Source organism: Cohnella sp. WQ 127256 (assembly GCF_024519285.1).
Lineage (GTDB): Bacteria > Bacillota > Bacilli > Paenibacillales > Paenibacillaceae > Cohnella.
On sequence record NZ_JAMZCY010000004.1, the window covers coordinates 189,829 to 213,278 of the forward strand.

The 23,450-nt window shown below is 47.0% G+C and carries 26 protein-coding genes and 1 riboswitch; of the genes, 3 read left to right on the plus strand and 23 right to left on the minus strand.

What is annotated here, in order from left to right; all coding sequences use genetic code 11:
• Positions 1-18 precede the first annotated feature (18 nt).
• The 18 genes from atpD to thrC form a co-directional block, all read right to left on the minus strand.
• A complete protein-coding gene (atpD, locus tag M1K58_RS12490; protein WP_256759189.1) occupies positions 19-1,437 on the minus strand; it encodes a F0F1 ATP synthase subunit beta in 1,419 nt (472 codons plus the stop codon).
• Positions 1,438-1,503: 66 nt separating this feature from the next.
• Positions 1,504-2,364 (minus strand): ATP synthase F1 subunit gamma, encoded by an 861-nt coding sequence (gene atpG, locus M1K58_RS12495; protein WP_306220380.1) that lies wholly within the window; start codon positions 2,362-2,364, stop codon positions 1,504-1,506.
• Between the two features lie 88 nt (positions 2,365-2,452).
• Positions 2,453-3,967 carry a F0F1 ATP synthase subunit alpha gene (gene atpA, locus M1K58_RS12500; protein WP_256759190.1) on the minus strand — a complete coding sequence of 505 codons (1,515 nt, stop codon included), beginning with the start codon at positions 3,965-3,967 and terminating at the stop codon, positions 2,453-2,455.
• A 45-nt stretch (positions 3,968-4,012) separates the two neighbouring features.
• On the minus strand, positions 4,013-4,561 hold the full coding sequence (locus M1K58_RS12505; RefSeq protein WP_256759191.1) for a F0F1 ATP synthase subunit delta: 549 nt from the start codon (positions 4,559-4,561) through the stop codon (positions 4,013-4,015).
• On the minus strand, positions 4,558-5,049 hold the full coding sequence (atpF, locus tag M1K58_RS12510; RefSeq protein WP_256759192.1) for a F0F1 ATP synthase subunit B: 492 nt from the start codon (positions 5,047-5,049) through the stop codon (positions 4,558-4,560). Before atpF ends, M1K58_RS12505 begins: the two co-directional genes overlap by 4 nt.
• A 96-nt stretch (positions 5,050-5,145) precedes the next feature.
• The gene (gene atpE, locus M1K58_RS12515; protein ID WP_094047624.1) at positions 5,146-5,370 is read right to left on the minus strand and encodes a F0F1 ATP synthase subunit C; all 225 of its coding nucleotides are present in this window, start codon (positions 5,368-5,370) and stop codon (positions 5,146-5,148) included.
• 44 nt (positions 5,371-5,414) lie between these two features.
• Positions 5,415-6,182: a F0F1 ATP synthase subunit A gene (atpB, locus tag M1K58_RS12520; protein ID WP_256759193.1), complete on the minus strand. Its 768-nt coding sequence runs from the start codon at positions 6,180-6,182 to the stop codon at positions 5,415-5,417.
• Between the two features lies 1 nt (position 6,183).
• Positions 6,184-6,597: an ATP synthase subunit I gene (locus M1K58_RS12525; protein ID WP_256759194.1), complete on the minus strand. Its 414-nt coding sequence runs from the start codon at positions 6,595-6,597 to the stop codon at positions 6,184-6,186.
• Positions 6,594-6,836: an AtpZ/AtpI family protein gene (locus tag M1K58_RS12530; protein ID WP_256759195.1), complete on the minus strand. Its 243-nt coding sequence runs from the start codon at positions 6,834-6,836 to the stop codon at positions 6,594-6,596. Before M1K58_RS12530 ends, M1K58_RS12525 begins: the two co-directional genes overlap by 4 nt.
• 253 nt (positions 6,837-7,089) lie before the next feature.
• Positions 7,090-8,211 (minus strand): non-hydrolyzing UDP-N-acetylglucosamine 2-epimerase, encoded by a 1,122-nt coding sequence (gene wecB, locus M1K58_RS12535; RefSeq protein WP_256759661.1) that lies wholly within the window; start codon positions 8,209-8,211, stop codon positions 7,090-7,092.
• 35 nt (positions 8,212-8,246) lie between these two features.
• Positions 8,247-8,876 (minus strand): uracil phosphoribosyltransferase, encoded by a 630-nt coding sequence (gene upp / locus M1K58_RS12540; protein WP_256759196.1) that lies wholly within the window; start codon positions 8,874-8,876, stop codon positions 8,247-8,249.
• Positions 8,877-9,107: 231 nt separating this feature from the next.
• On the minus strand, positions 9,108-10,355 hold the full coding sequence (locus tag M1K58_RS12545) for a serine hydroxymethyltransferase (RefSeq protein WP_306220424.1): 1,248 nt from the start codon (positions 10,353-10,355) through the stop codon (positions 9,108-9,110).
• 40 nt (positions 10,356-10,395) lie between these two features.
• Positions 10,396-11,004 (minus strand): TIGR01440 family protein, encoded by a 609-nt coding sequence (locus M1K58_RS12550; protein WP_256759198.1) that lies wholly within the window; start codon positions 11,002-11,004, stop codon positions 10,396-10,398.
• A gap of 172 nt (positions 11,005-11,176) precedes the next feature.
• A riboswitch (ZMP/ZTP riboswitch) is annotated at positions 11,177-11,259 on the minus strand.
• Positions 11,260-11,307: 48 nt separating this feature from the next.
• Positions 11,308-11,895, minus strand: coding sequence for a low molecular weight protein arginine phosphatase (locus tag M1K58_RS12555; RefSeq protein WP_256759199.1), 588 nt, complete (start codon positions 11,893-11,895; stop codon positions 11,308-11,310).
• 33 nt (positions 11,896-11,928) lie between these two features.
• Positions 11,929-12,489, minus strand: coding sequence for a manganese efflux pump MntP (locus M1K58_RS12560; RefSeq protein WP_256759200.1), 561 nt, complete (start codon positions 12,487-12,489; stop codon positions 11,929-11,931).
• A 91-nt stretch (positions 12,490-12,580) separates the two neighbouring features.
• Entirely contained in the window at positions 12,581-13,660 is a 1,080-nt protein-coding gene (locus M1K58_RS12565) for an L-threonylcarbamoyladenylate synthase (RefSeq protein ID WP_256759201.1), read from the minus strand.
• Between the two features lie 70 nt (positions 13,661-13,730).
• Positions 13,731-14,429, minus strand: a complete 699-nt coding sequence (locus tag M1K58_RS12570; RefSeq protein WP_256759202.1) for a stage II sporulation protein R — start codon at positions 14,427-14,429, stop codon at positions 13,731-13,733.
• Between the two features lie 129 nt (positions 14,430-14,558).
• On the minus strand, positions 14,559-15,821 hold the full coding sequence (gene thrC / locus M1K58_RS12575; protein ID WP_256759203.1) for a threonine synthase: 1,263 nt from the start codon (positions 15,819-15,821) through the stop codon (positions 14,559-14,561).
• A 161-nt stretch (positions 15,822-15,982) separates the two neighbouring features.
• Between thrC and M1K58_RS12580 the strand changes: the two genes are divergently transcribed.
• Positions 15,983-16,858, plus strand: coding sequence for a LysR family transcriptional regulator (locus M1K58_RS12580; protein WP_256759204.1), 876 nt, complete (start codon positions 15,983-15,985; stop codon positions 16,856-16,858).
• A 129-nt stretch (positions 16,859-16,987) separates the two neighbouring features.
• Positions 16,988-17,467, plus strand: coding sequence for a hypothetical protein (locus M1K58_RS12585; RefSeq protein ID WP_256759205.1), 480 nt, complete (start codon positions 16,988-16,990; stop codon positions 17,465-17,467).
• Positions 17,468-17,533: 66 nt separating this feature from the next.
• On the opposite strand, the gene prmC is transcribed toward M1K58_RS12585, so the two are convergent.
• The 5 genes from prmC to M1K58_RS12610 all read right to left on the minus strand — a co-directional run bounded on the left by prmC (position 17,534) and on the right by M1K58_RS12610 (position 23,082).
• Positions 17,534-18,433, minus strand: coding sequence for a peptide chain release factor N(5)-glutamine methyltransferase (gene prmC / locus M1K58_RS12590; RefSeq protein WP_256759206.1), 900 nt, complete (start codon positions 18,431-18,433; stop codon positions 17,534-17,536).
• A 17-nt stretch (positions 18,434-18,450) separates the two neighbouring features.
• Positions 18,451-19,524: a peptide chain release factor 1 gene (prfA, locus tag M1K58_RS12595; RefSeq protein WP_256759207.1), complete on the minus strand. Its 1,074-nt coding sequence runs from the start codon at positions 19,522-19,524 to the stop codon at positions 18,451-18,453.
• Positions 19,525-19,698: 174 nt separating this feature from the next.
• Positions 19,699-20,817: a stalk domain-containing protein gene (locus tag M1K58_RS12600; RefSeq protein ID WP_256759208.1), complete on the minus strand. Its 1,119-nt coding sequence runs from the start codon at positions 20,815-20,817 to the stop codon at positions 19,699-19,701.
• 201 nt (positions 20,818-21,018) lie between these two features.
• Positions 21,019-22,119, minus strand: a complete 1,101-nt coding sequence (ychF, locus tag M1K58_RS12605) for a redox-regulated ATPase YchF (RefSeq protein WP_256759209.1) — start codon at positions 22,117-22,119, stop codon at positions 21,019-21,021.
• Positions 22,120-22,230: 111 nt separating this feature from the next.
• Positions 22,231-23,082, minus strand: coding sequence for a DUF6612 family protein (locus M1K58_RS12610; protein WP_256759210.1), 852 nt, complete (start codon positions 23,080-23,082; stop codon positions 22,231-22,233).
• 75 nt (positions 23,083-23,157) lie between these two features.
• Here M1K58_RS12610 and M1K58_RS12615 point away from each other — a divergent pair, with 75 nt between their 5' ends.
• The gene (locus tag M1K58_RS12615) at positions 23,158-23,301 is read left to right on the plus strand and encodes a hypothetical protein (protein ID WP_256759211.1); all 144 of its coding nucleotides are present in this window, start codon (positions 23,158-23,160) and stop codon (positions 23,299-23,301) included.
• The last annotated feature ends 149 nt before the right edge of the window (positions 23,302-23,450 follow it).

A 23,450-nucleotide genomic window follows, 5' to 3' on the forward strand; every position in this document is an offset into this window, starting at 1 on the left:
TCCAAACCGGCCGCTTGATTAAACCGAAGCAGCGAGTTTCTTCGCTTTCTCGATGGCTTCTTCAATGATGCCGACATTATGGAATGCCGGTTCTGGAAGATCGTCATGCTTCCCTTCGAGAATCTCTTTGAAGCTACGAATTGTTTCTTTAATTGGAGCATAAACGCCAGGAATACCGTTAAAGGCTTCAGCAACGTGAAGTGGCTGAGACAAGAACAATTGTAAACGACGTGCACGGTGAACGATTTGTTTGTCTTCTTCGGACAACTCATCCATACCGAGAATCGCGATAATGTCTTGAAGCTCTTTGTATTTCTGGAGAATCTTTTTCACACCTTGTGCCACGGCATAATGCTCATCGCCGACAACTTCTGGAGCCAGAATCCGGGACGAGGATGCCAACGGATCAACCGCAGGGAAAATCCCCATTGCCGCAATATTCCGATCCAAGTTCGTAGTCGCATCAAGATGCGCGAACGCTGTAGCAGGAGCTGGATCCGTATAGTCATCCGCAGGAACATAGATCGCTTGAATCGACGTAACAGAACCCTTCTTAGTAGAAGTGATACGCTCTTGAAGCTGACCCATCTCAGTAGCCAGCGTAGGCTGGTAACCTACCGCAGATGGCATACGTCCGAGCAATGCGGAAACCTCAGATCCCGCTTGTGTGAAGCGGAAAATATTATCGACGAACAGAAGTACGTCAAGGCCTTCTTGATCACGGAAATATTCCGCCATCGTCAAGCCTGTTAACGCAACACGCATACGCGCGCCTGGAGGCTCATTCATTTGACCGAATACCATGGCCAGCTTCTTGATTACTCCAGATTCTGTCATCTCATGATACAAGTCATTTCCTTCACGAGTGCGCTCACCAACACCGGCAAATACAGAAATACCGCCATGATTGGAAGCAATATTGTGAATGAGCTCTTGCATAAGAACAGTTTTACCTACTCCAGCACCACCGAACAAGCCGATTTTACCACCTTTTGTATAAGGCGCGAGTAGATCGACAACTTTGATCCCTGTTTCCAGCATTTCTGTCTGGGTTGTCAGTTCTTCAAATGTCGGAGCTGCACGGTGAATCGGGTTTACATGCGCACGATCAACTACACCTTTGCCGTCAATCGGATCTCCCAATACGTTAAATACGCGACCTAATGTAGCGGGTCCAACAGGAATCGTGATCGGAATACCCAGATCAATCGCTTCCGTTCCTCTGACAAGACCATCAGTCGTGGACATCGCTACTGCGCGTACTAGGTTATCGCCTAGATGCTGTGCGACTTCAACCGTAAGACTAACATCGCGAGCGCCAGCGGTTTCCGCTTTTGCTTCAATTTTGATCGCATTGAGTATGTCAGGCAGATGTCCGTGGTCGAATTCGATATCGACAACCGGTCCCAATACCTGTACAACGCGCCCTTTGCTCATGGTTTTACCTCCTGAAGTGCAATTAAACTCTCTCCCCGAAGGGCTTGAGATCAACCGTCACAAAATTTATTGCTGTGCATTCGCTCCGCTGACGATTTCTGCGATTTCTTGAGTAATTGCGGCTTGCCGCGCACGGTTGTAAGTGAGCGTCAGATCCGAAATCATTTTCGTCGCATTTTTCGTTGCGTTGCCCATTGCTGTCATTCTCGCTCCGAACTCGCTTGCTTTACCTTCGAGCAATGCGCTGAATACGAGTGTTTCCGCATATTTCGGTAGAAGAACGTTAAGTACCTCTTCCGAAGATGGCTCGTACTCGTAATCCGGCTTATCTGTGCCAGCTTCAATCTGACCTAGAGGAAGCAGTTGCTTAAGCGTTGGAACTTGGGTAAGTGCATTATAAAATTTGTTGTACGCAAGATGAAGCTCATCGAAAGTTCCATCTTCGTACCCTTTAACTGCTCTAGCAGCTATCTCTTTAATGTCCGAGAATTTCGGCGTATCGGATAGACCAGTGATTTCATCCACTAGCGTAATATTCCGGCGAGCGAAGAAGTCCCGACCTTTCCGGCCAATAACGAATACGGCATACTCCTCCGGAGAACGGTGGTTTTCTTTAATCGTAAGCAAGACCTTACGTAGGATGTTGGCGTTGTATCCACCAGCCAGACCACGGTCTGAAGTAATGACCAGGTAAGCCGTCCTCTTAATTGGTCGGGTTTGCAGCATAGGATGCTTGCTGCCACCGGCACCAGAGGCAATACTGGATATGACTTCCTTCATCTTGTCCGCATAAGGGCGAGATGCGAGCGCAGCTTCCTGAGCTTTTCTAAGCTTAGCGGCTGCAACCATTTCCATCGCTTTAGTAATTTGCTTCGTATTCTGCTTACTCTTAATCGAGCGCTTAATTTCGCGCATACCTTTAGCCAATCGTGTCACCACCTTATTGCCAGGCCTACCTCCGGCAAACCTGGCTCAAGCTTAATGTTACATTCCGAACCAAGTAAACATAAACGGCTTACTCCGATACTGCAAAGCCATTCTTGAACGCTGCGATTGCTTCTACCAAAGCCTTATCCGTTTCCGGAGTTAAGTCTTTTGTATCGCGGATCGAGCTATAGATTTCCGGATGTTTCGCATCTACATATGCCAAGAATTCCCCTTCAAAACGACGAACGTCCTGTACAGGAATCGTATCAACATGACCTTTAGTCACAATGTACAAGGAAACAACTTGACGCTCAACCGATAGCGGCTGATTAACGCCTTGTTTAAGAATTTCAAGCGTACGGATACCGCGATCCAGACGCGATTTCGTTACTTTATCAAGATCCGAGCCGAATTGCGCGAACGCAGCTAGCTCACGATATTGAGCAAGGTCCATCTTAAGAGTACCCGCGACCTTCTTCATCGCTTTGATCTGTGCAGAGCTACCTACCCGAGATACGGAAATACCAACGTTAACTGCTGGACGTTGACCGGAGTAGAATAAATCTGATTCCAGGAAGATTTGACCATCCGTAATCGAGATTACGTTAGTCGGAATATAAGCAGAGACGTCACCTGCTTGAGTCTCGATAAACGGCAATGCAGTCATAGAACCGCCACCCAATTCATCACTCAGCTTAGCAGAACGCTCTAATAGACGGGAATGGAGATAGAATACATCCCCTGGATAAGCTTCGCGACCCGGAGGACGACGGAGCAACAAGGAAAGCTCACGATATGCAGCAGCTTGTTTAGTCAAATCATCATAGATGATTAGAACGTGCTTGCCTTTGTACATGAAGTACTCACCCATCGAGCAACCTGTATAAGGCGCAAGATACAAGAGTGGAGCAGGTTCAGATGCACTAGCGGAAACAACGATCGTATACTCAAGAGCGCCGTGCTTACGAAGTGTTTCAACAACACCACGAACAGTAGATTGTTTTTGTCCAATCGCAACGTAGATACAAATAACGCCGTTACCCTTTTGGTTAACGATCGTATCGATAGCAATCGTTGTTTTACCTGTTTGACGGTCACCGATGATCAGTTCCCGTTGGCCACGACCAACTGGAATCATAGCATCGATTGCTTTAATACCGGTTTGCATCGGTTCATGAACTGATTTACGGTCCATAACACCTGGAGCCGGGGATTCTACAGGACGTGTTTGCGTCGTGTTGATCGGTCCGTTTCCATCGACGGGTTGTCCGAGAGCGTTTACTACGCGTCCGAGCAGTTCTTCGCCAACTGGAACTTCCATGATGCGACCAGTTCTTTTTACTTGGTCTCCTTCACGGATACCTGTGAAAGGTCCCATGATGACGACACCAACATTGTCTTCTGCTAGGTTGAGGGCCATGCCCACAACTCCATTGGAAAACTCAAGCAATTCTCCCGCCATACATTTCTCCAGGCCATGTACGAGAGCAATTCCATCTCCGACCTGGATGACGGTGCCTACGTCAACGACTTGAATATCGGATTGATATTGCTCGATCTGTTGTTTAATCAGAGTGCTAATTTCTTCGGGCCTAATACTCAATTCGTTCACCCCTGTCTCCATTGCTTACAAATGGTATTGTTAAAATTAATTCACTGCCGCTTGCAGTGCTTTATCCAAACGTTCCAACTTGCCTTTGAGGCTTCCATCATACAGCGTATCGCCAATACGAACGGTAAGGCCTCCTAATAATTCCGGGTCAACTGTATTCGTTACCCGTATCTTCTTACCAAGTAATGCACCAAACTTCTCAGATAGCTTAGTTTTCTCTTCTTCACTAAGTGGCTTAGGAGAAATGACATTCGCATCCGAACGACCTAGAACATCACCTGCAACTTGCAGATAAGCGGCCAATACAGCACCTATTTCACCTTCACGACCCCGTTCAACCAGCAAGCTGACCGAGTTAAGGACGATTGGGGAAGCTTGTGCTCCAAAAGCTTGGTTCAAGACTCTTTTTTTAATTTCAAGAGTAATGTTAGGTGCCGTGAGGAACGCGCGAACTTCGGCATTACTCTCTACGACATTAGCGATTAGTCTAAGTTGATCTTCTGTTTCTGCTACGAGCCCTTTTTGCTGCGCCAATTGGAACAACGCCTTCGCGTAACGTTTAGCAACTACCGTACCGCGGCTCATGATTTATTCCCTACTTTTGACAAATACTGATCAACGAGTTGCTTCTGAGATTGCTCATCAACTTGTTTCTCGATGATTTTGGAAGCGATCAGGACGGACAATCCGCTAACCTGTGCTTTCAATTCAGCAATCGCTTTGTTCTTCTCAGCTTCGATATCACGAATTGCTGTCTCTTTCAAACGAGTAGACTCGCTTTGAGCAGCTTTAACGATCTCATCTGCTTGTCTTGAACCCATCGTCTTAGCTTGTTCAACGATTTCGAAAGCATCCTTACGGGCTTGCTGAAGCGCTTGCTTCTGTTCTTCGATATATTGATCCGCTTCAGTACGGTTTTTCTGAGCGCCTTCCATTTGCTCTTGAACCATCTGACGTCTTTTTTCCATAATGCCGAACAACGGTTTGAACGCATAGCGTTGCAACAGCAAGAACAATATTAGGAAAGCAACCAATTGCACAAAAAAGTTACTCCACACAATCTTTTCTATCACGGATCTTCACTCCTTTCACACAGCTGTTCTCAGTTCATGCTTTGCAAAACGAAGGCGTGGAGGCATTAGGCACTCCGCGCCCAGTTCCAATATTGCCTACTCAGCTTGACCCATCAAGATAAATGCAAGAACGAGAGAGATGATCGGCAATGCTTCAACAAGACCTACACCGATGAAAGCTGTTGTTTGAAGGGAACCACGAAGCTCAGGCTGGCGGGAAATACCTTCGATTGTTTTGCTGAAGATCATACCGTTACCAATACTTGCACCAAACGCACCAAGACCAAATACAATTGCAGCTGCTAAAAGACCGTATACCATTTGTAAATCCTCCTCGAAAATTTAAGTTTGTTTTTTTGGGGTAATTAATGTCCTTCTTCGTGAATACTTGCCTGACCGATGTACACCATTGTGAGCATCGTGAATACGAATGCCTGAATTGCGCCAACGAAAATACTAAAGCCCTGCCACACAAGCAGTGCCGGTAATCCGATCCAGCCCATACCCAGGATAATACCGATCATAACTTCGCCCGCGTAAATGTTACCGTAAAGCCGAAGACCAAGCGTAAGTGGTTTCGCTATCGTCTCAATCAAATTGATTGGGAAGAAGAAAGCCCACGGTTGGAAATAGTGCTTCAGGTAATGCTTGCGATTGTGACGTAATCCCTGAATGTGCGAAAGACCAATTACAGTCAATGCCAACGCCATCGACATAGCCATATCAGCTGTTGGTGATTTCCACCACGCCCAAGCGAGATGCTCAGGAGGTACGCCCTTGATAATGAGCTCCTGTCCGAAAACGGTAGGAAGTGCATCACCATGCTGTTCGGTAACGATTGAGAACGGGAGTCCCAACATGTTGCTGACGAAAATGTACATGATGAGCGCTAAGCCAAGGCCGAGATATATACGACCCCTCTTATAGTCGGTAGCCATGCCTATTATGCTCGACACGAACTCGACGACCCACTCCATGAAATTTTGCAGCTTACCCGGATTTTCAACCGATAGGTTGCGAACTGCGAGTCTGGCAAGAATGAAGACGACCACACTTGTGATTACAACCATAATAATGGCTGAAAGATCGAATTCGATGCCAAAAATCTTAATAATGGGAGCTAAATGATCCATACTATTGCTTTTCACCCCTTTCATCAGAGGGATGTCCACCGCGTTTGCGGCGAATGGACGATAAACCCAATACGAGTGTTGCCATCGGAGCGGTAATTATTCCCGCAACCGTTGCCGCTGGATCGTAACCCAACGTTCTTACCGATATAACCGCTGCTAGCAATCCAATGGCTGCTCGGGACATAAACCCGAATCCACCACGACTTCGACGACCTCCAGCTGCCATATCTGCAACGCGCACTGTTTTCCAGGCAAGCTGCCAGGTCAACAATAAACTACCAAGCGCTCCAATCAAATAACCGCCGAAAACCTCTTTCCACTCTGGATAGATGGCCCATCCTAAGCACCCTAAGAACAAAAAAAAGAAAGTAATTCGACTGATTTTGCGCATTAAAACTGGCAAATCATCCTTCATGTCCGCTTGCCTCCCGCATATTTGCGGATAAGCCCAACGGCGGAACCGATTCCGGCGATTAACCCAACGATAAGACCAGTCACAGATCCGTAACTCGTACCGTTCTGATCATCGAATGAGGTACCTAACCACCAGCCGAGACCAACTAATATGGCCAATTCTGCTCCGATGGCCGTCACTAGACCAGCTGCCCGCCAAGGATTATCGTCTTGTGGGGTCCGTTGCGGTGAATCCACCATGATTCGTCGCTCCTTCGCTACCTCAAGTCAGAAAGGCTTTCGTAAGCCCTTTCCTCCCATGTTCCACGTTTTATTGTAGCTTTGCCCGAACCTGTTTGTCAATCAACGTAAAATCAAATTTTATGTGAACACGAAATGTGAAAACCGCGTAACATCAAGTCTTCCGGGGTTTCTAAACCATACAGTTGCACTGTACACTGTACATCTCTTATGACATTTTTATCGATCTGATCTACAAAATAAAAGGTTAGACCTAAAGACTAAACGACTCAGGTCTTTCCGAACCTCTAAAATGGTGTAAAATAGCAGCAACAATTCGCTTAGATGCTTGTCCATCTCCGTACGGATTCGCCGCTTGACTCATGCGCTCGTATAGGGAGGCATCCGTCAACAATGCTTTCGTACGGTTGTACACATCGTTCTCATCTGTGCCAACAAGCTCAAGCGTTCCCGCGTTGATGCCTTCCGGCCGCTCTGTCGTATTCCGTAACACGAGTACAGGAACCCCATATGAAGGCGCCTCCTCTTGTAGCCCACCGGAATCCGTCAGGATAAGATGGGTATGGGGATAGAAATTATGCAGCTCAACCACATCAAGCGGATCAATTAGCTTAATACGCGGATGATCACCAAGAATCGCTTGGGCAGGCTCTTTGACTGCAGGGCTTGGGTGAACAGGATATACAATCGCGATATCCTCGAATTCATCCGCAATTCTTTTCACCGCTTGAAAAATTTGCCGATGCGGCTCGCCTTGAGCCTCTCTCCGGTGCGCTGTCATTAGAATGAGTCGCTTTCCTTTAGCCCAATCTAGCACAGGATGAGTAAAGTCTTTCTTTACGGTGTACTGAAACACATCCGTTACGGTATTTCCTGTAATGTAAATATGATCCTCGTTTTTGTTTTCTTTATGCAGGTTTCCCGCCGACAACTCCGTTGGCGCGAAATGTAAATCTGCCAGAACCCCTGTTAATTGACGGTTCATCTCTTCTGGATAAGGCGATAGCTTGTTCCAAGTACGTAATCCCGCTTCAACGTGCCCCACTTTAATTTGCTGCATGAAGGAAGCATAGCTCGCAAGGAACGTCGTTAACGTGTCCCCGTGCACGAGCACCAAATCAGGCTTAGCTTCTCTCAATACCGGTTCTAGTCCTTGCAGGACGCGAATGGAAATGTCGTTAAGCGTTTGACTAGCTTGCATCACATCCAGATCGTAATCTGGCTTGATGTCGAATACCTCAAGCACCTGATCCAGCATCTGACGATGCTGGGCGGTTACACAAACGATAGGCTCGATCTGATCCGGATACTTCTGTAGCTCAAGAATTAACGGAGCCATCTTGATCGCTTCAGGCCGTACCCCGAATATCGTCATGACTTTTATTTTGTTACTCACGTCGGTTTCTCTCCTTATTTCGTTCCGTACAAACGATCTCCAGCGTCACCGAGACCAGGAACAATATAACCTTGTTCATTTAATTTCTCATCTAATGCGGCTAAATAAATATCGATGTCAGGGTGTCTCTCTTGTACAGCCTTAACACCTTCTGGAGCTGCAATCAAGCACATCAGCTTCGTTGGACGACAGCCTTTTTTCTTTAGCATATCTAGTGCTGCATTCGCCGAGCCACCCGTTGCAAGCATCGGATCGATCACGATCAATTCCCGCTCGGCAACATCGGACGGTAAACTGCAGTAATATTCGACGGGTTGCAGCGTCTCGTGATCGCGGTAGAGTCCGATATGACCAACCTTAGCAGATGGGATGATCTTTAATACTCCATCCACCATACCAAGTCCCGCACGCAAAATCGGGATGAGCCCCATCATTCTACCTGCAATTACTTTTCCCTCAGCAACTTGGACTGGCGTCTCCACTTTTACCGTAGAGAGCTGTACGTCCCTCGTTATTTCGTAAGCCATTAGCATAGCTACTTCGTCGACTAATTCGCGAAATTGCTTCGTATTTGTCATTTTGTCACGGATGAAGGTGACTTTGTGTTGGATCAACGGATGATCGCAAATAACGAGCCGTCCCATATGTTCGTCCCTTTCTTCAACGAACCGACAAAACGCTTAAATCGCGAATTTCGGCCGTTCTCCTATGTATCGTGCCCGTACATTATATCATTGTCTCCGAATGGGTGCATTACATCCCTTGAACTTGCCCGAATTTCGTCGAAAGGGTTTACACACAAATAAAATGTCTCCTAGGAGACCACTCCAAGGAGACATTTTATTTTCAATTACAATAAGATTCCTAGCTTAAGATTAATAAGCTAAGTCCGGATATAGCGGGTATCTTGCAGAAAGCTCAGCCACAATTCCACGCGCTTTCTCAAGCGTTGCTGCATCTTCTGGGTTTTTCAATGTTAAAGCAATAACATGAGCGATTGTTTTCATATCCTCTGGCCCCATACCACGAGTCGTAATTGCAGGTGTACCAATACGGATACCACTTGTTACGAACGGGCTAGTTGGGTCAAATGGAATCGCGTTCTTATTCACAGTAATCGCAACAGAATCCAATACATGCTCTGCCACTTTTCCTGTAATGTTCAGGCTACGCGTATCGATCAGCATCAGATGGTTGTCTGTACCGCCGGATACCAGGTTCAATCCTTCTTCGATAAGCGCTGCAGCTAGAGCTTTAGCGTTAACAACGACATTACGTGCATATTCTTTGAAAGAAGGCTCAAGAGCTTCGCCTAGCGCTACTGCTTTAGCAGCGATAATGTGCATCAGAGGTCCACCTTGTGTACCTGGGAAAACAGCTTTATCAATTGCTGCTGCCCACGGTTGACGACACAGGATCATGCCTCCACGAGGACCACGAAGCGTTTTGTGAGTCGTTGTCGTAACGAAATGAGCATGAGGTACCGGGCTTGGATGCTCGCCACCCGCCACAAGACCAGCGATATGCGCCATATCGACCATGAACAATGCGCCAACATCGTTAGCAATTTGGCCCATTTTAGCGAAATCAATTGTACGCGGGTATGCCGAAGCACCTGCTACGATTAGACGAGGACGGTGTTTGAACGCTGCTTTACGTACTTCATCATAGTCGATTGTGAACGTTTGATCGTCAACACCGTAAGCAACGAAATTGTACAGCAAGCCAGATGCATTGGCAGGGTTACCATGAGTGAGATGTCCGCCATGAGCAAGGTTCATACCAAGAACAGTATCACCAGGCTTCAGAACTGCCAAGTAAACAGCTAAGTTAGCTTGAGCGCCGGAGTGAGGTTGTACGTTAGCATGCTCAGCTCCGAACAATTCCTTCGCACGGTCACGGGCGATTTGTTCAGGGATATCCACATACTCGCAGCCGCCATAGTAGCGTTTGCCTGGGTATCCTTCTGCATATTTGTTCGTCAATACTGTACCCATCGTTTCCAGAACAGCTTCACTTACAATATTTTCAGAAGCGATCAATTCAATGTTGTCGCGCTGACGTGTCAATTCCAAATTAAGAGCTTTAACAATTTCCGGATCTTGCTTGCGTAGATTTTCCAACATAGTTATAGTCCTCCTAAAAATTTATAATGGTTTATTATTAATCACAAGTTTTAAGTGAAGCTTCTTTCTCCCCGGCAGTCGGTTGATCTTCACGTACCGCTGGGTATACGGCGCGAGCGCCGCCAATCAATCGTGGTCGAGTCGTTGCCATATTTACTCTTGCTTGCCCAATCGTCCGAATCGATGGTCTTAAAGGAACAGCTACGGGACGAAGATGCATCCCGATCAGTGTTTCACCAATATCGATTCCGGCATGGACCTGCACGGATTCCACAAGGCAAGGCTCATTCATTTGGCCGTACGCATAGGATGCCATTGATCCCCCCGCCTTCGGGATAGGAACAGCGGATACCTCGGTCCACCCTTGCGTCTCTGCCAGCTGACGCTCAGTGACGAGCGCACGATTAAGATGCTCGCAGCATTGCCATACGATAAGGAACCCGCCTCGCTCCTGAGCTCTGAGGGCGCCAGCATAGATTTGCTCAGCAACCGTCTCTGCACCCGAAGAACCGATACGATGCCCCTGCACTTCGCTTGTACTGACTCCAAACACGATAATTTGCCTCGGTCTTATTCCACCCGACTGAATCAATTCATTTAGCAGGTGTTCCACTTGATCTGCTATGGATTGAGAATCCTGGGTCATGACAATACCTCCTTACAAGCTCGGTTGTATCGCTGATCACAATAAAGGTATTATACCTGAATTCGCACGCGGCTCAAACAGCTTGACCTGCTCGTAGATGCGGTAGTTGCCCAATTATCGCCCCCATTTCGTCAAATAAAGACAAAAAAGAGCAAACGTGCATACGCACGTTGCTCTTTGCCCAGGCGACCGGCCGTCATTCCGATGCTCCACCGTGGTTTAATCCACTTGTCGTCGCCAGTTACATCGGAATCTTGAAGTTATAGCTTAATCATAACGAACGAGCGCAAAAAAATCAATCATTCATATTTCATTTTCTGTGCCCAATTTGTCGACCAAAGTCATTAGAATATCTTCTATTTCATCCGCACATTGCTCATATAGTGATAACGGCCCCCCATAGGGATCTGCAATATCGAAGTCAGGGATGCTACGTTGGAGCTCGAATAAGCGCGTCCGTTCCTCTGAGCTCAGATTTTGACCTAACACCTGTCTGACCTGCCACTCCGAGTAAAGTCTCTCAGCCTCCGCCACATCGTCCATTACTGGATCACCGCGAAGAGCGTACTCTTTCAATGTGAAGGTTTTGGACATCGCTTCAGGAAAACGTTCAAGAATCGCACGCTTATGTCCCGCAGTCATTGTCAGAATGACATTTGCCCAAAGCACTTCATCCGCAGACAGCACCGTTGAAGATCCAGGGAGCGTCAAATTTCTTTTTCTTAGCGTAGTGGCTGCATGAGGAGAAATCGGTAATCCCCCAACGGTAGCAACACCCGCAGATCGGATTTCGAGTGGCTTCCCACTTCTCTCAGCCAAATCCTTAAGCATCACTTCCGCCATTGGGCTTCGACAAGTATTCCCTGTGCACACGAATAAAACCCGGTTCATTTTCTCCCCCCTCACTCTGATGACGTTCCATGCTTACACTAAAAATAATAGACCAAATCCAAATAAAATAACACCACCTAATGCCTCTCCATAGTCTCCCATGGAACGACTGACCCTTCTTCCTAGCATTAAACCAAGCACACTCATTAATCCACCAAAAAATCCGAACATAAGAACAGTGAGCACGATATGTGCTGAGAACATCCCCATAGATATGCCAACAGAGAATGAATCGATGCTTACGCTAAAAGAAAATACGAGCATTCCCCACACCGTACGATGATCGATCGAATCAACAGCTTCACCGCGGAGTGAGCTATAAATCATATGCCCTCCAAGCAGCAGAAGCAATGCACCCGCAGCCGACGTCGCAATTCCACCAAGTAATCCACTCACGTATTGACCTGTAATCATTCCACCGAGCGGCATCAGCACATGGAATATAGCTATAATCACACTTAGCTTCAAGATATCATATAACCGAATACCTTTCAGTCCGATCCCTATTCCTAGTGAGAAAGCGTCCATTCCTAATGCGACCGCCATGATAAGTATAGTCAGCATTTGCCCGGTTGCCGCGAACGCATCGAACATAGCTCGTCCCCCCTTGCGAGTTGTCACCCATTCCTCTTCCAACATATGCGGACAAGAAGGTGAACATGCAAGGGGATGAGGTTGATCCTGCTTATTCGATCGTTATTTCATGACCTCCAGCTGCTTTACGCAGACGATTCATGAGAGCCGCACCAATTCCATCTTCAGAATATCCTTCTGCCACGATGAATTCCACTCCTCGCTCATCGCATTCACGCAATAGAGCGTACAGGGAATGCGCGGCTTGATGAGGTACATTGTAGGGACCACAATCAAACACTTCATCCGCCTGGTAGGAGGAGATATGCTCCGAACAGGAAAGAATCGCAACTCGGCAACCTCTCTTCTTCGCTTCATCCGCCTTTTCTTGAACAATGACTTTAAGTTTTTCTTGTTTTCCTGTTATGAGCAGCATTTCGCCTTTAGGTGCATAATGCGTATACTTAACGCCGGGAGAGCGAGGGACTTGCACCTGCTCCTTGTTATCCTTTTTTTCCGGAGTCCGTACGAGCGCTACCCTAGATGATCCTACCGCCTGCTGTAATTGTTCTCGCGTGATGCCACCAGGCCTAAGAATATGAACCTCTCCCGCAAGCACTCGAACAACAGTAGACTCTAAACCGACACCGGTCGCCCCACCGTCCAATATGCCATCAATTCGTCCATCCAAATCCTCAACGACATGCTTTGCTTGCGTCGGACTCGGGCGACCAGAGCGATTAGCGCTTGGTGCTGCGAGCGGGCAGCCGGATTGCTGGATGAGCGCTCTAGCAATCTCATGTGCTGGAACTCTAACCGCAACTGTATCCAAACCTGCCGTAACAAGCTCTGATACCGCTCCAGCTCGTACAGGAAGTACTAATGTCAGAGGACCTGGCCAGAAAGCCTCCATTAACATCTCTTCCACTTCGTTCACCTGTTCTACTAGCACATAAACCTCTTCACGATCCGCTAGATGAACGATCAGCGGATTGTCCGAAGGCCGCCCTTTGGCCGCGAATATCCGTTCGACCGCCTCCGTATTGCGTGCATCCCCACCAAGTCCGTACACGGTCTCCGTCGGGAATGCAATAACGCCGCCTACGGCGAGTACCGCGGCGGCTTCTTGAATACCAGTCTGCGTCTGCTCTACAGACCAAACCTTCGTAGTCCCTGTCATGTTGTATTCCATCCTTATATTGGCCACCCTATTGTACGTGGGTTACCCACTCTATCTCATTTTCGTTATTATATCATAGCCCTTAAGAGAACCAAGAGCTAATGAAAGCAACCAGCTTCTGAATAAGCTCCCAGAGGAAAAACTTCGCTTTCGGCTCCTCCGTCTCAGCTGAAGCCTTGTCCACTTGGCTTTTAGAAAGAGTTGAACCATCTGACGATAACTTGGTCACTTCAGCTACAGGCGCTTTGTCGTCCGGTGCTGTTGCAGCGGTTAAGCACAGGGGCGGAAACAACACGCACCACCAATTTGCTCCACTACCTTGTCCCAGTGTTATCCGTAATGCTTCGTAATCCCCAGCAGCATAATTGGAGCCATCGAACATTTTTTCTGGAAAAGGAACCTTCGCAAGCTCTACAACACCCCCATAAGGTGCTCCATATTCATTAAGCTTACTATCCACGAGCTGCTGAATTTGCGGTAACCGAGCCTTAATCTGTTCACGTGCTTCGTCATGAGTCGTAGGCATGCTGCCCCATGATTCAATATAAGTTGCAACTTCATCCCGTAGGTTATATTTAAGGGTTTGATCCTCATCTATGTCTGAATTAGCGATTATACGAATTCGAATAGCATCATCAGGAATGAGCTTACTAGAGCTCGCTGAAGCATACTGTCCGATTAATGCAGATAAGCTTAATACTAGTGCAAAACCAATCACAATCATTTTACTTGCTGCTAGAGTAAGGGAAGAAAATATAAAGGAATAATGGCTAATACGCATAGGATTTCGCTCCTTGATGCACCCGTCGGTGCAAGCTATGCGTTCCGGAACGTCTTAGCCATCATTATGTCCGGATTTGAACTCTATAAACCTAGCAATCGCAATTTATTAAAATTAAGATTTCATAGCCTACAGGCATCCCTGTATTGATTCTAAAGAAAGCTCAGCAGATAGGATGGGATTGCTACTCTTCGCGTTGCGGAGTCCGCCTAAATGATATTTACTCAAAACATCTGTATCCTTCAACAGGTTACCCGTGAGAATGCATACCGCCGACTCCTCCCTACCCACCTTTTTCTCCGCGATTAATTTCCGCAGTCCCGCTATCGTCGCAGCCGATGCAGGCTCACAGCCGATCCCACTCCTATCGATCAGAGCCTTCGCCTCCATGATCTCCTCGTCAGTGACCGAGCAGGTAACCCCTTCATTGTGGAGTAGGAAATCACGCGCTTTCTTCCAGCTTGGAGGGTTGCCGATATTCATTGCCGATGCGAGGGTCGAAGGGTGCTTAAGCGGAACAAGTTGCTGCTCTTGACGGGATATCATCTTGTGAAAAGGATTCGCTCCCTCCGCTTGGATTAAAGCCACTTTCGGTATTCGCGTAATCAAGCCCAGTTCTAGAAGGTCATTCAAACCTTTCCCCAGCGCGGTAATATTGCTAAGCGCTCCTCCCGGGATGAGGATCCAATCGGGCATTTCCCAATTCAAGCTCTGGGCAATTTCATAGACAATGCTTTTCTGCCCTTCAATTCGATAAGGATTAATCGAATTGCAGATGTACAAGCCCATTTCCCTGCCATATCGCTCGTAAAACTGTATTCCATCATCGTAAGTTCCCGCAAATTCGATTACCTTCGCACCGTAAGCCAGCGTTTGTAGCACTTTATTAAGCGACACCTGTTCATTCGGAACTAGCACAATGGATTCACACCCTGCTAGAGCTGCATACATCGCCAAGGAAGATGAGGTATTCCCCGTTGAAGTACATGTAAATCTGCTGTAGCCAAGTGACCGTCCATGAGAGACTGCGACTGTCATCCCGTTGTCCTTGAACGAGCCACTCGGATTTTCACTTTGTGCTTTAAGCCATAGCTTGCGAATGCCTAACCATTGTCTAATCGATTCTGAGCTATACAGCCCCGTATTCCCCTCATACTTGGTTACAATATCGCTCTCAGGCAGCTCCGGATAGATCAATTCCTTGTAACGCCACACCCCGCTCGCATAAGGGGTCATACGCTCCGAAAGCCTTTGATGGAATGTACGCTTAAGCTTATCAGCGTCAAGTGTCGAGAAATCCTGAACGACTTCTAGCAAGCCTCCACATGAGCACAGATAACCAAATTCTAATTCGGACTGCTCTTCATGACAGTCATAACATACGATTCTCATCGCTATCCCCGCCTCTTCTGTAGGTTAAGTGGATTGACAATTAAATTGCCAACTCCAACCCTATAGAATTAGAATAAGGGAGAATGAATAATAAAAATAATATATTATAATTAGATTTACATAATTAAATGTTATAAGTTGAGGAGGAGCCTGAATAGAAGATGCTTAACCTTCACGCCTTACGGCTATTCCATCATGTCGCTGAGCAGGGAAGTATAACGAAAGCAGCTGAGCAATTAAACATCAGTCAGCCTGCCGTCACTTCTCAGATTAAGAGGTTAGAACGCGACTTAGAATTACCCCTATTCTCCCCCCACGGCAGGGGAGTTTTACTAACTGAATTCGGGATCAGACTCGCACAGGATACGAGGAGACTATTTGCCTTAGAGCGGAATATCGAGAATACTATCGAGGAGTATAAGCAAGGAAAAATGGGAAGATTGCACATCGTAGCGACATATTTGCCTGCTAACTTTTTACTTCCAAGCTGGATCGCCAGTTACAAGCATACATACCCTAACGTTGACGTTCAATTCATCACAGCTAGTTCAATAAATGCGATACAATTATTACTTCATTACGATGCTGATGTGGCTTTTATTGGAGGAGCTCAGCAATCTCATCCACTCCTCGAAACAACACTTTTGCATACTGACGAGATGTGGTTTGTTGTTCATAAAGATCATAAACTAGCAGCGCAAGGAACAACGCTAGCAGAAGTTGTAAAGGAGCCTTTTGTTTTCCGTGAGAAAAGCAGTTATTCGAGGGAGCAATTACTTTCCCTTTGCTCCATTCATCAATTAATGATGCCTAGGATTGGCTTAGAAATGAACGGCTTTAGTGAATTAATTCGTGTCGTGTCCGGAGGGTATGGAATTGCCTTTCTATCTGCGTTGGAGGCTCGCGATGAAGTAGAGAAGGGTAATCTTCGGAGAATTGATGTGCAGGACGTTAAATTAACTAACCCCATCTGCTTGTACCATAGAAAAGAACCGTTACAAACTCAAGCTCTCCAGTTCTTGGAATTAATGCCATAACATGATGAATGAATATAACATTTGAAGGAAATGGGCATGGACGTGCAATTCCGCCCTATGCTACCATAATCTTAAGATCCGGAAGCACCGGTCAATTCTAAATATTGACACGGGCGAGGAGGCCAGAGCGTGGAAGATCCAATCCAGCAACAGATCCTGAGTGTTGTGAATTTATTGCATGACAGCGTAATGGAATTGAAGGTCAATGTAACAGATTTACAAGGTAGTGTAGCAACGTTACAAGTGGACATGGCTGAAATGAAGCAGGACATTCGTGTTCTAAAGGGCGATGTACGTGTTCTAAAAGACGATGTTGGGGTCCTGAAGGACGATGTACGTGTCCTGAAAGACGACGTTGGGGTTCTGAAGGACGATGTGCGTGTTCTGAAAGTGGACATGCACAATTTGGAAGTTAAAGTGACCAAAATTGACGAACGAACCGAACGTTTGGAACAACGAACGGACATGACCTTCGACACCGTCGGTCTAATCAAGGAAGAGGTTACTGAGTCCAGTTACAGACACGAAAGACACGAGCTCCTGTTAGGGGAAATCGCCACTACACTGCTCGAACAAACAGCAAGGAATCGGTTACCGAAGCCGATATGATCCTATAAGCCTTACTAATACTAAATAAAGACCGCGAAATCCACAGTTGGATAACGCGGTCTACTTTTATTTTATCGCTATGACATGCCTTTCAATACCTGCGTAGTCTTTCACGAACCGAATCTCATCCCACTCCGCCGCCTCACGAAGAAATCCCGCCACATCTTCAGCTTGCCCTGCCCCAACTTCCCAAGCCACAATCCGTGGCAGCTTCTTCAATCGCGATAGCTGGCTAGCCATCATCCGATAAGGATTTAAGCCATCATCCCCGCCATCTAGCGCAAGCCTCGGTTCATGTTCACGAACCTCCCGCTGCAAATCTGGTATATCCAAGGACGGGATATATGGGGGATTGGATACAAGCACATCAATATCAGGACATCCGGCGCCGTCGAGGAAAGGGGATAACAAGTCACCCTGAACAAAGACAACCCGAGAGGCAACATCGTGCCTCCCTGCATTCCGTTTCGCCATTACTAGCGCATCCTCTGATAGGTCCGAAGCGATCACCCGCCACAATGGACGCTCTACCGCCAACGTTATCGCAAGAATGCCACTTCCAGTTCCAACGTCCAGAACGGTAGGAACCGTCGAACACTCTTTCCATATGCGCTCTGTAACGTCTAGAACAGCCTCTGCCAGCAGTTCCGTCTCCGGTCGCGGGATAAGCACAGCCTCCGAAACCTCAAAGGCCCTACCGTAGAAATACTGCTCTCCTATGATGTATTGCACCGGAGCCCCAGTTGATCTCCGTCTCAATAAATCGTTCCAAGCTTCAACCCTCATTACAGGAAATGGATCACGCCAGTCCCGCAACAACACCGTCTTGCTTATTCCGAGCAAATAAAGAAGAAGAAGCTCCGCATCCGCGTCCGCTTCTTCAACTCCGGCTTGTCGTAATTGTTCCGCACCCTGACGCCAAGTCTCACTTAACGTCAAAGGCGCCTGCTTGTTATCCAAGTTCACGCCAAGCGCCTCCTTGCTTATTTCAATTGCTCACGCTCTAGAATTTCAGCTTGTTCAGCAAGTGTCAATGCCTGAACGATCTCTTCCATATCGCCGTTCAAAACATATTCAAGCCGATGAAGAGTTAACCCAATCCGGTGATCCGTTACCCGACTCTGCGGGAAGTTATACGTCCGAATGCGTTCGCTCCGATCTCCAGTTCCGATCTTCTCACGACGTTCACCAGAGTACTTCTCTTCTTCTTCTCGAAGTTTAATGTCCATAATACGCGTTCGCAAAACCTGAAGCGCTTTGTCTTTATTGTCATTCTGGGATTTGCCATCCTGACAAGTCGCTATGATTCCCGTTGGCATATGAGTAACCCGTACCGCAGACTTCGTCGTATTAACGGACTGACCACCCGCTCCACTTGAACAGAATGTATCCACGCGAATGTCTTTGTCATGGATGACGATATCGAGTTCTTCAGCTTCTGGCATGACGACGACAGTAGATGTCGACGTATGAATTCGACCGCCGGACTCCGTCTCCGGAACCCGTTGAACACGATGAGCGCCACTTTCATATTTCATTTTACGATAAGCTTCTTGTCCGATGATTGTAAAAATCACCTCTTTAAATCCGCCGAGATCGCTCACACTGGATTCCAGCATTTCCGTACGCCAGCCTTGGCTATCTGCATACTTAGCATACATTCTGTACAGCTCAGCAGCGAATAAATTCGCTTCTTCTCCGCCGGCAGCGCCGCGAATTTCTACGACCACGTTCTTACCATCGTTCGGGTCCTTCGGCAGGAGCAAGAAACGAACCCTCTCCTCAAGTTCACTACGCCGGCCGTCTAGCTCATCGATTTCCAACTTCACCATTTCACGCATTTCATCGTCCAATTTATCTTCCTGCATCACTTTAGCATCCTGCAGTTGAGTAAGCACTTGCTTGTATTCTTCATAAGCGCCGTACGCTTCCTCAAGCCCGGATTGCTCCTTGGCATAAGTCCGTAACCGCGTCGAGTCATTCACTACATCGGGATCGCTAAGCAATTCGTTAAGCTTCTCGTATCGATCCGCAAGGATTTGCAGACGGTCTAACACTATTCCTCATCCTCCGTTGCCCTTAGGCTTTCGTTCCGTTTTTATGCAGAAAAAAACATATTGTGAATTATTATACCACACAACAAACCTTTCGTGCGGGACGAGATGAAACAGGAAAAGGACGATTTCCACAATCGCGGAAATCGCCCCTTGCCAAACACCTCTGCCCCTTGCTTACCTTCTAGGGAACACACCCAATATTTGTTTCGTTGCTGGATCGAATACGAATGTCAACGGTCCTATTAACTCATCTCTATCCGTATTGTATACAATCTCAATCAACTTGCCTTTAACGGCTTTGATCTCTTCAAGCTTCTTCTTCTGAGCAGCATCCGCGTTCATTAGCGTACCGACATTCTCAGAATCGATCACCGTTACTATCGCCTCGTCTTTTTTCGTCGTCACATGTGACTTCTCGGTTTCAGGAATGTTCTTCCAGCCAAGTTCGCGATATTCTTGAAGCTCTGTTGGTGCAAGATACGTATCCGGCAAGACAACGAGATAATGCAACGGACTTTGAGGCGGGATACTTCTAGTCGTAATTGGACCATAGTAAGCACGAACCTTGTCCCCAGCCTTCAGACTGGACCATTCCACAGGCTCACCCTGGAAAGTCATCACGCTTGTTTCTTTACCAGAATTAACAACAAGAGTTGGAACGGCCACTCCGTCTTTCTTCTCACCGAATGTCACTTTCCAGCCGTCATCTGTTTTCTCAATCGCCTGAATGACGTCTTCCTTTACAAGGCTCTCACTGCCCACCACGATTTTGTGAGCGTGGGATTGCCCCGGATAACTCATTGCTACAATTGGACCAAATTCAGCCGTAATCCGAGTGCCGGCCTTCAGATCTTTGGCAAGGAACACTTGACCACTCTCGTCCGTAAGCAAAGTATCTTTGTCTGCATAGAGAATCATCCATCTATCGTTGCCCTTACCCAGCAATTCAATCCGATAGCTACCGTCTTTGGTCAAGCTTGCATCCACAACAACGCCCAGCATTTTCATGTATTCCACCGCCTGCTCTTCCTTAGCCTTGATATTGATCTCTTTATCCTTCGAGTTCCAATTCAAGTTGAAGCCTAGTGCTGCAGCTGTATCTCGTGCCGGCAAATAAGCCTTACCGTCGATGTAAACTGGATGCAAGCTAGTATCTTCACCATTAACGGATACAATAATTTCTTTATTCAACACCCCGGTAACTTTGCTTACTAAGCCACTCGCTCCGACGGCTGCGCTCGTTCCAAGTAGCCCAACGGCTGTAACTAGAACCAATAACTTTTTCCTTTTCATGTGTGTTGCTCCTTCCATTTTGCGCTCATATAGCGTGTTGGTAAATGTTACTTCTTGTGCTTTCAGATTCTCAGACGAGATTTAACCCAGAAAGGTTTCACAAGAAAATGATTGGTTTCCATACCAAATAACATTTCCTATAAGACAAAAAAAACAGCCCGGTAGGAATCGTTCCCACCGGGCTGCTGCATCTAATCTCAATTATACGTTGAACAGGAAATGCATAACATCGCCATCAGCAACCACATACTCTTTGCCTTCTAGACGAGTAAGCCCTTTTTCCTTCGCTGCTTTCATGGAACCGCTAGTGATCAAGCCCTCATAGGAAACGACCTCAGCACGAATGAATCCCCGTTCGAAATCCGTGTGAATAACTGCTGCAGCCTGCGGAGCTTTCGTTCCTTGACGAATTGTCCATGCTCGAACCTCTTGTACACCAGCCGTAAAATAAGTATAAAGGCCAAGCAGCGTATACGAGGCACGAATAAGACGATCGAGTCCAGACTCAGTCAAACCAAGCTCTTCGAAAAATAACTCTTTGTCATCGCCTTCAAGCTCAGCGATTTCCGATTCAACCTTAGCGCTAATGTGAACGACTTCAGAGCCTTCAGCTGCCGCGAACTCGCGAACCTTCTGAACATAAGGATTGCCGTCGGCGTTAGCCGCTTCACCCTCACTAACGTTAGCCGCATAAAGCACAGGCTTCATCGTTAACAAATGAAGATCACGAATAAGCAGCTTCTCTTCTTTAGATAGCTCAACGCTTCTAGCGGACTTCTCGGCTGTTAAGGCTGCATGAACACGCTCAAGAACTTCCAACTCTTCGGCAACCTTCTTATCGCCGCCTTTTAGCCCTTTACGCGTGCGATCCATCCGTTTCTCGATCGAATCGATATCCGTAAGAATCAGTTCAAGATTAATAACCTCGATGTCATTAATCGGATCAATCTTACCCGATACATGCGTGATGTTCTCATCTTGGAAGCAACGAACAACATGAACGATCGCATCCACTTCGCGAATATTTGCCAGGAACTTATTGCCAAGTCCCTCTCCGCGGCTAGCGCCTTTAACAAGACCAGCGATGTCCACAAACTCAAATGCAGTAGGTACGATCCGATTGGGATTTACGATATCAGCAAGCTTCTGCAAGCGCACATCCGGCACTTCAACAACGCCTACATTCGGATCAATGGTACAGAAAGGATAATTAGCCATCTCTGCTCCAGCTTGGGTTATTGCATTAAATAAGGTCGACTTACCTACATTAGGGAGCCCAACAATTCCGCACGATAATGCCATTCATCTAACACTCCTGACTCCTTGAGATCGCTCACTCCAATGTATTTGGAGCCGATCATCAAGCTGTTCAATTCTCACGCCATTATAACGGATGAAGCAGTTAACGTCCACTTATTCCAATTTAAGCTGCTCATCAATCTCGCTTGGATCTAGAGCATTTAATGCTTCTTTGGGTACCGTAATCGCAGATGAGATATTATGCTTGCTGTAGGTGCCAGCCAGCGTCTCAATAATCGCGGTCTTCTTTCCAGGATCCAGCTCAAGTGTTAGATCAGATTCCACACGGTAGGACAGCGGCCAATAATGCTCCGCATCTAGAGTTACTAGCACTTTAAGCTTCTGAACTTCGAGACTGTCCAATATGCTCGACTGTTCACTAGATAATCCTAATGTACTTTCCAATAACCCCCCAAGATAGTTTGCAGCCTCCGGTCCGATTCCGTCGTAACGAACCGTAATGACTTGCCCATCCTGCTCAGCAGTCAAAGTTTTACCGAGCCCCTGTATTTCCAGCAACGCTTGCTCCGGATTCACCTGAAAGTCAGAGAGCGTCGCGACATTGTCGGCTGCAACCTCCTTGGAGAGCTTGCTCCATTCCTCATATTCGGGCAGATACATATAATAGGCATCCGGAACAACGATAGCCCTTAGCGTGGAAGCTTCTCCATCAATCGTGCTTTTGATTGTTTGGTCTAGCTTCAGCGGATTCCGTTCTACGCGACCTTGCATATTTATTTCCACATCAGAACGATCCGCTTCTTCTGTCCCACTGAGCTTCTGATTCAACTGAAGCTCAAATGCATACTTTTCCATTTTCTGAGCAGCGGTTTGAGCTTTAGCTAACCATTCCAACGCAGGATTGGCACTTTCTGTCGCAGACGGAGAAGCCACGGGAGCATTTTTGGAACACCCTATAGCGAAGCAAAGCACGAAAAGAAGAACCATTATTTTAGTGTATTTCAAATTCCATTCAGCCTCCTTACGGATAACGTTTCGGGGGATTGCGCACAATGACGTCGAAGGGAGGAGGGTGATCCCATGGAAAACAAATCGCACAAAGGCAACTACAAGGGAACAACGAATATGAAAGCGAAGAACCAAGACATGGCGTACGTAAACGATACGCTGGAGAGAACCAAGTCCGTCGCTCCCGTTCCATCCATTAAGAAGGAAACGGATTAATACCCCGTCCCCTCGACTTGCAGTGTAGATGCGAATATAGCCCGGATTTGCATTCGTCCAACCTTAAGGGCGGTCGACTTGCAAATCCGAGCTGCAATCTCAATAAACCGTTCCTCCCCATTAACATACCCATTAATCGGAGCAAGAAC

What these genes read in the sequence shown, in the direction of transcription:
- atpD (WP_256759189.1), bottom strand. Translation starts at nt 1,437, where the DNA reads ATGAGCAAAGGGCGCGTTGTACAGGTATTGGGACCGGTTGTCGATATC.
- M1K58_RS12505 (WP_256759191.1), bottom strand. Translation starts at nt 4,561, where the DNA reads ATGAGCCGCGGTACGGTAGTTGCTAAACGTTACGCGAAGGCGTTGTTC.
- atpE (WP_094047624.1), bottom strand. Translation starts at nt 5,370, where the DNA reads ATGGTATACGGTCTTTTAGCAGCTGCAATTGTATTTGGTCTTGGTGCG.
- atpB (WP_256759193.1), bottom strand. Translation starts at nt 6,182, where the DNA reads ATGGATCATTTAGCTCCCATTATTAAGATTTTTGGCATCGAATTCGAT.
- M1K58_RS12525 (WP_256759194.1), bottom strand. Translation starts at nt 6,597, where the DNA reads ATGAAGGATGATTTGCCAGTTTTAATGCGCAAAATCAGTCGAATTACT.
- M1K58_RS12530 (WP_256759195.1), bottom strand. Translation starts at nt 6,836, where the DNA reads ATGGTGGATTCACCGCAACGGACCCCACAAGACGATAATCCTTGGCGG.
- wecB (WP_256759661.1), bottom strand. Translation starts at nt 8,211, where the DNA reads ATGACGATATTCGGGGTACGGCCTGAAGCGATCAAGATGGCTCCGTTA.
- upp (WP_256759196.1), bottom strand. Translation starts at nt 8,876, where the DNA reads ATGGGACGGCTCGTTATTTGCGATCATCCGTTGATCCAACACAAAGTC.
- M1K58_RS12550 (WP_256759198.1), bottom strand. Translation starts at nt 11,004, where the DNA reads ATGACCCAGGATTCTCAATCCATAGCAGATCAAGTGGAACACCTGCTA.
- M1K58_RS12555 (WP_256759199.1), bottom strand. Translation starts at nt 11,895, where the DNA reads ATGAACCGGGTTTTATTCGTGTGCACAGGGAATACTTGTCGAAGCCCA.
- M1K58_RS12560 (WP_256759200.1), bottom strand. Translation starts at nt 12,489, where the DNA reads ATGTTCGATGCGTTCGCGGCAACCGGGCAAATGCTGACTATACTTATC.
- M1K58_RS12565 (WP_256759201.1), bottom strand. Translation starts at nt 13,660, where the DNA reads ATGGAATACAACATGACAGGGACTACGAAGGTTTGGTCTGTAGAGCAG.
- M1K58_RS12570 (WP_256759202.1), bottom strand. Translation starts at nt 14,429, where the DNA reads ATGCGTATTAGCCATTATTCCTTTATATTTTCTTCCCTTACTCTAGCA.
- thrC (WP_256759203.1), bottom strand. Translation starts at nt 15,821, where the DNA reads ATGAGAATCGTATGTTATGACTGTCATGAAGAGCAGTCCGAATTAGAA.
- M1K58_RS12580 (WP_256759204.1), top strand. Translation starts at nt 15,983, where the DNA reads ATGCTTAACCTTCACGCCTTACGGCTATTCCATCATGTCGCTGAGCAG.
- M1K58_RS12600 (WP_256759208.1), bottom strand. Translation starts at nt 20,817, where the DNA reads ATGAAAAGGAAAAAGTTATTGGTTCTAGTTACAGCCGTTGGGCTACTT.
- ychF (WP_256759209.1), bottom strand. Translation starts at nt 22,119, where the DNA reads ATGGCATTATCGTGCGGAATTGTTGGGCTCCCTAATGTAGGTAAGTCG.
- M1K58_RS12615 (WP_256759211.1), top strand. Translation starts at nt 23,158, where the DNA reads ATGGAAAACAAATCGCACAAAGGCAACTACAAGGGAACAACGAATATG.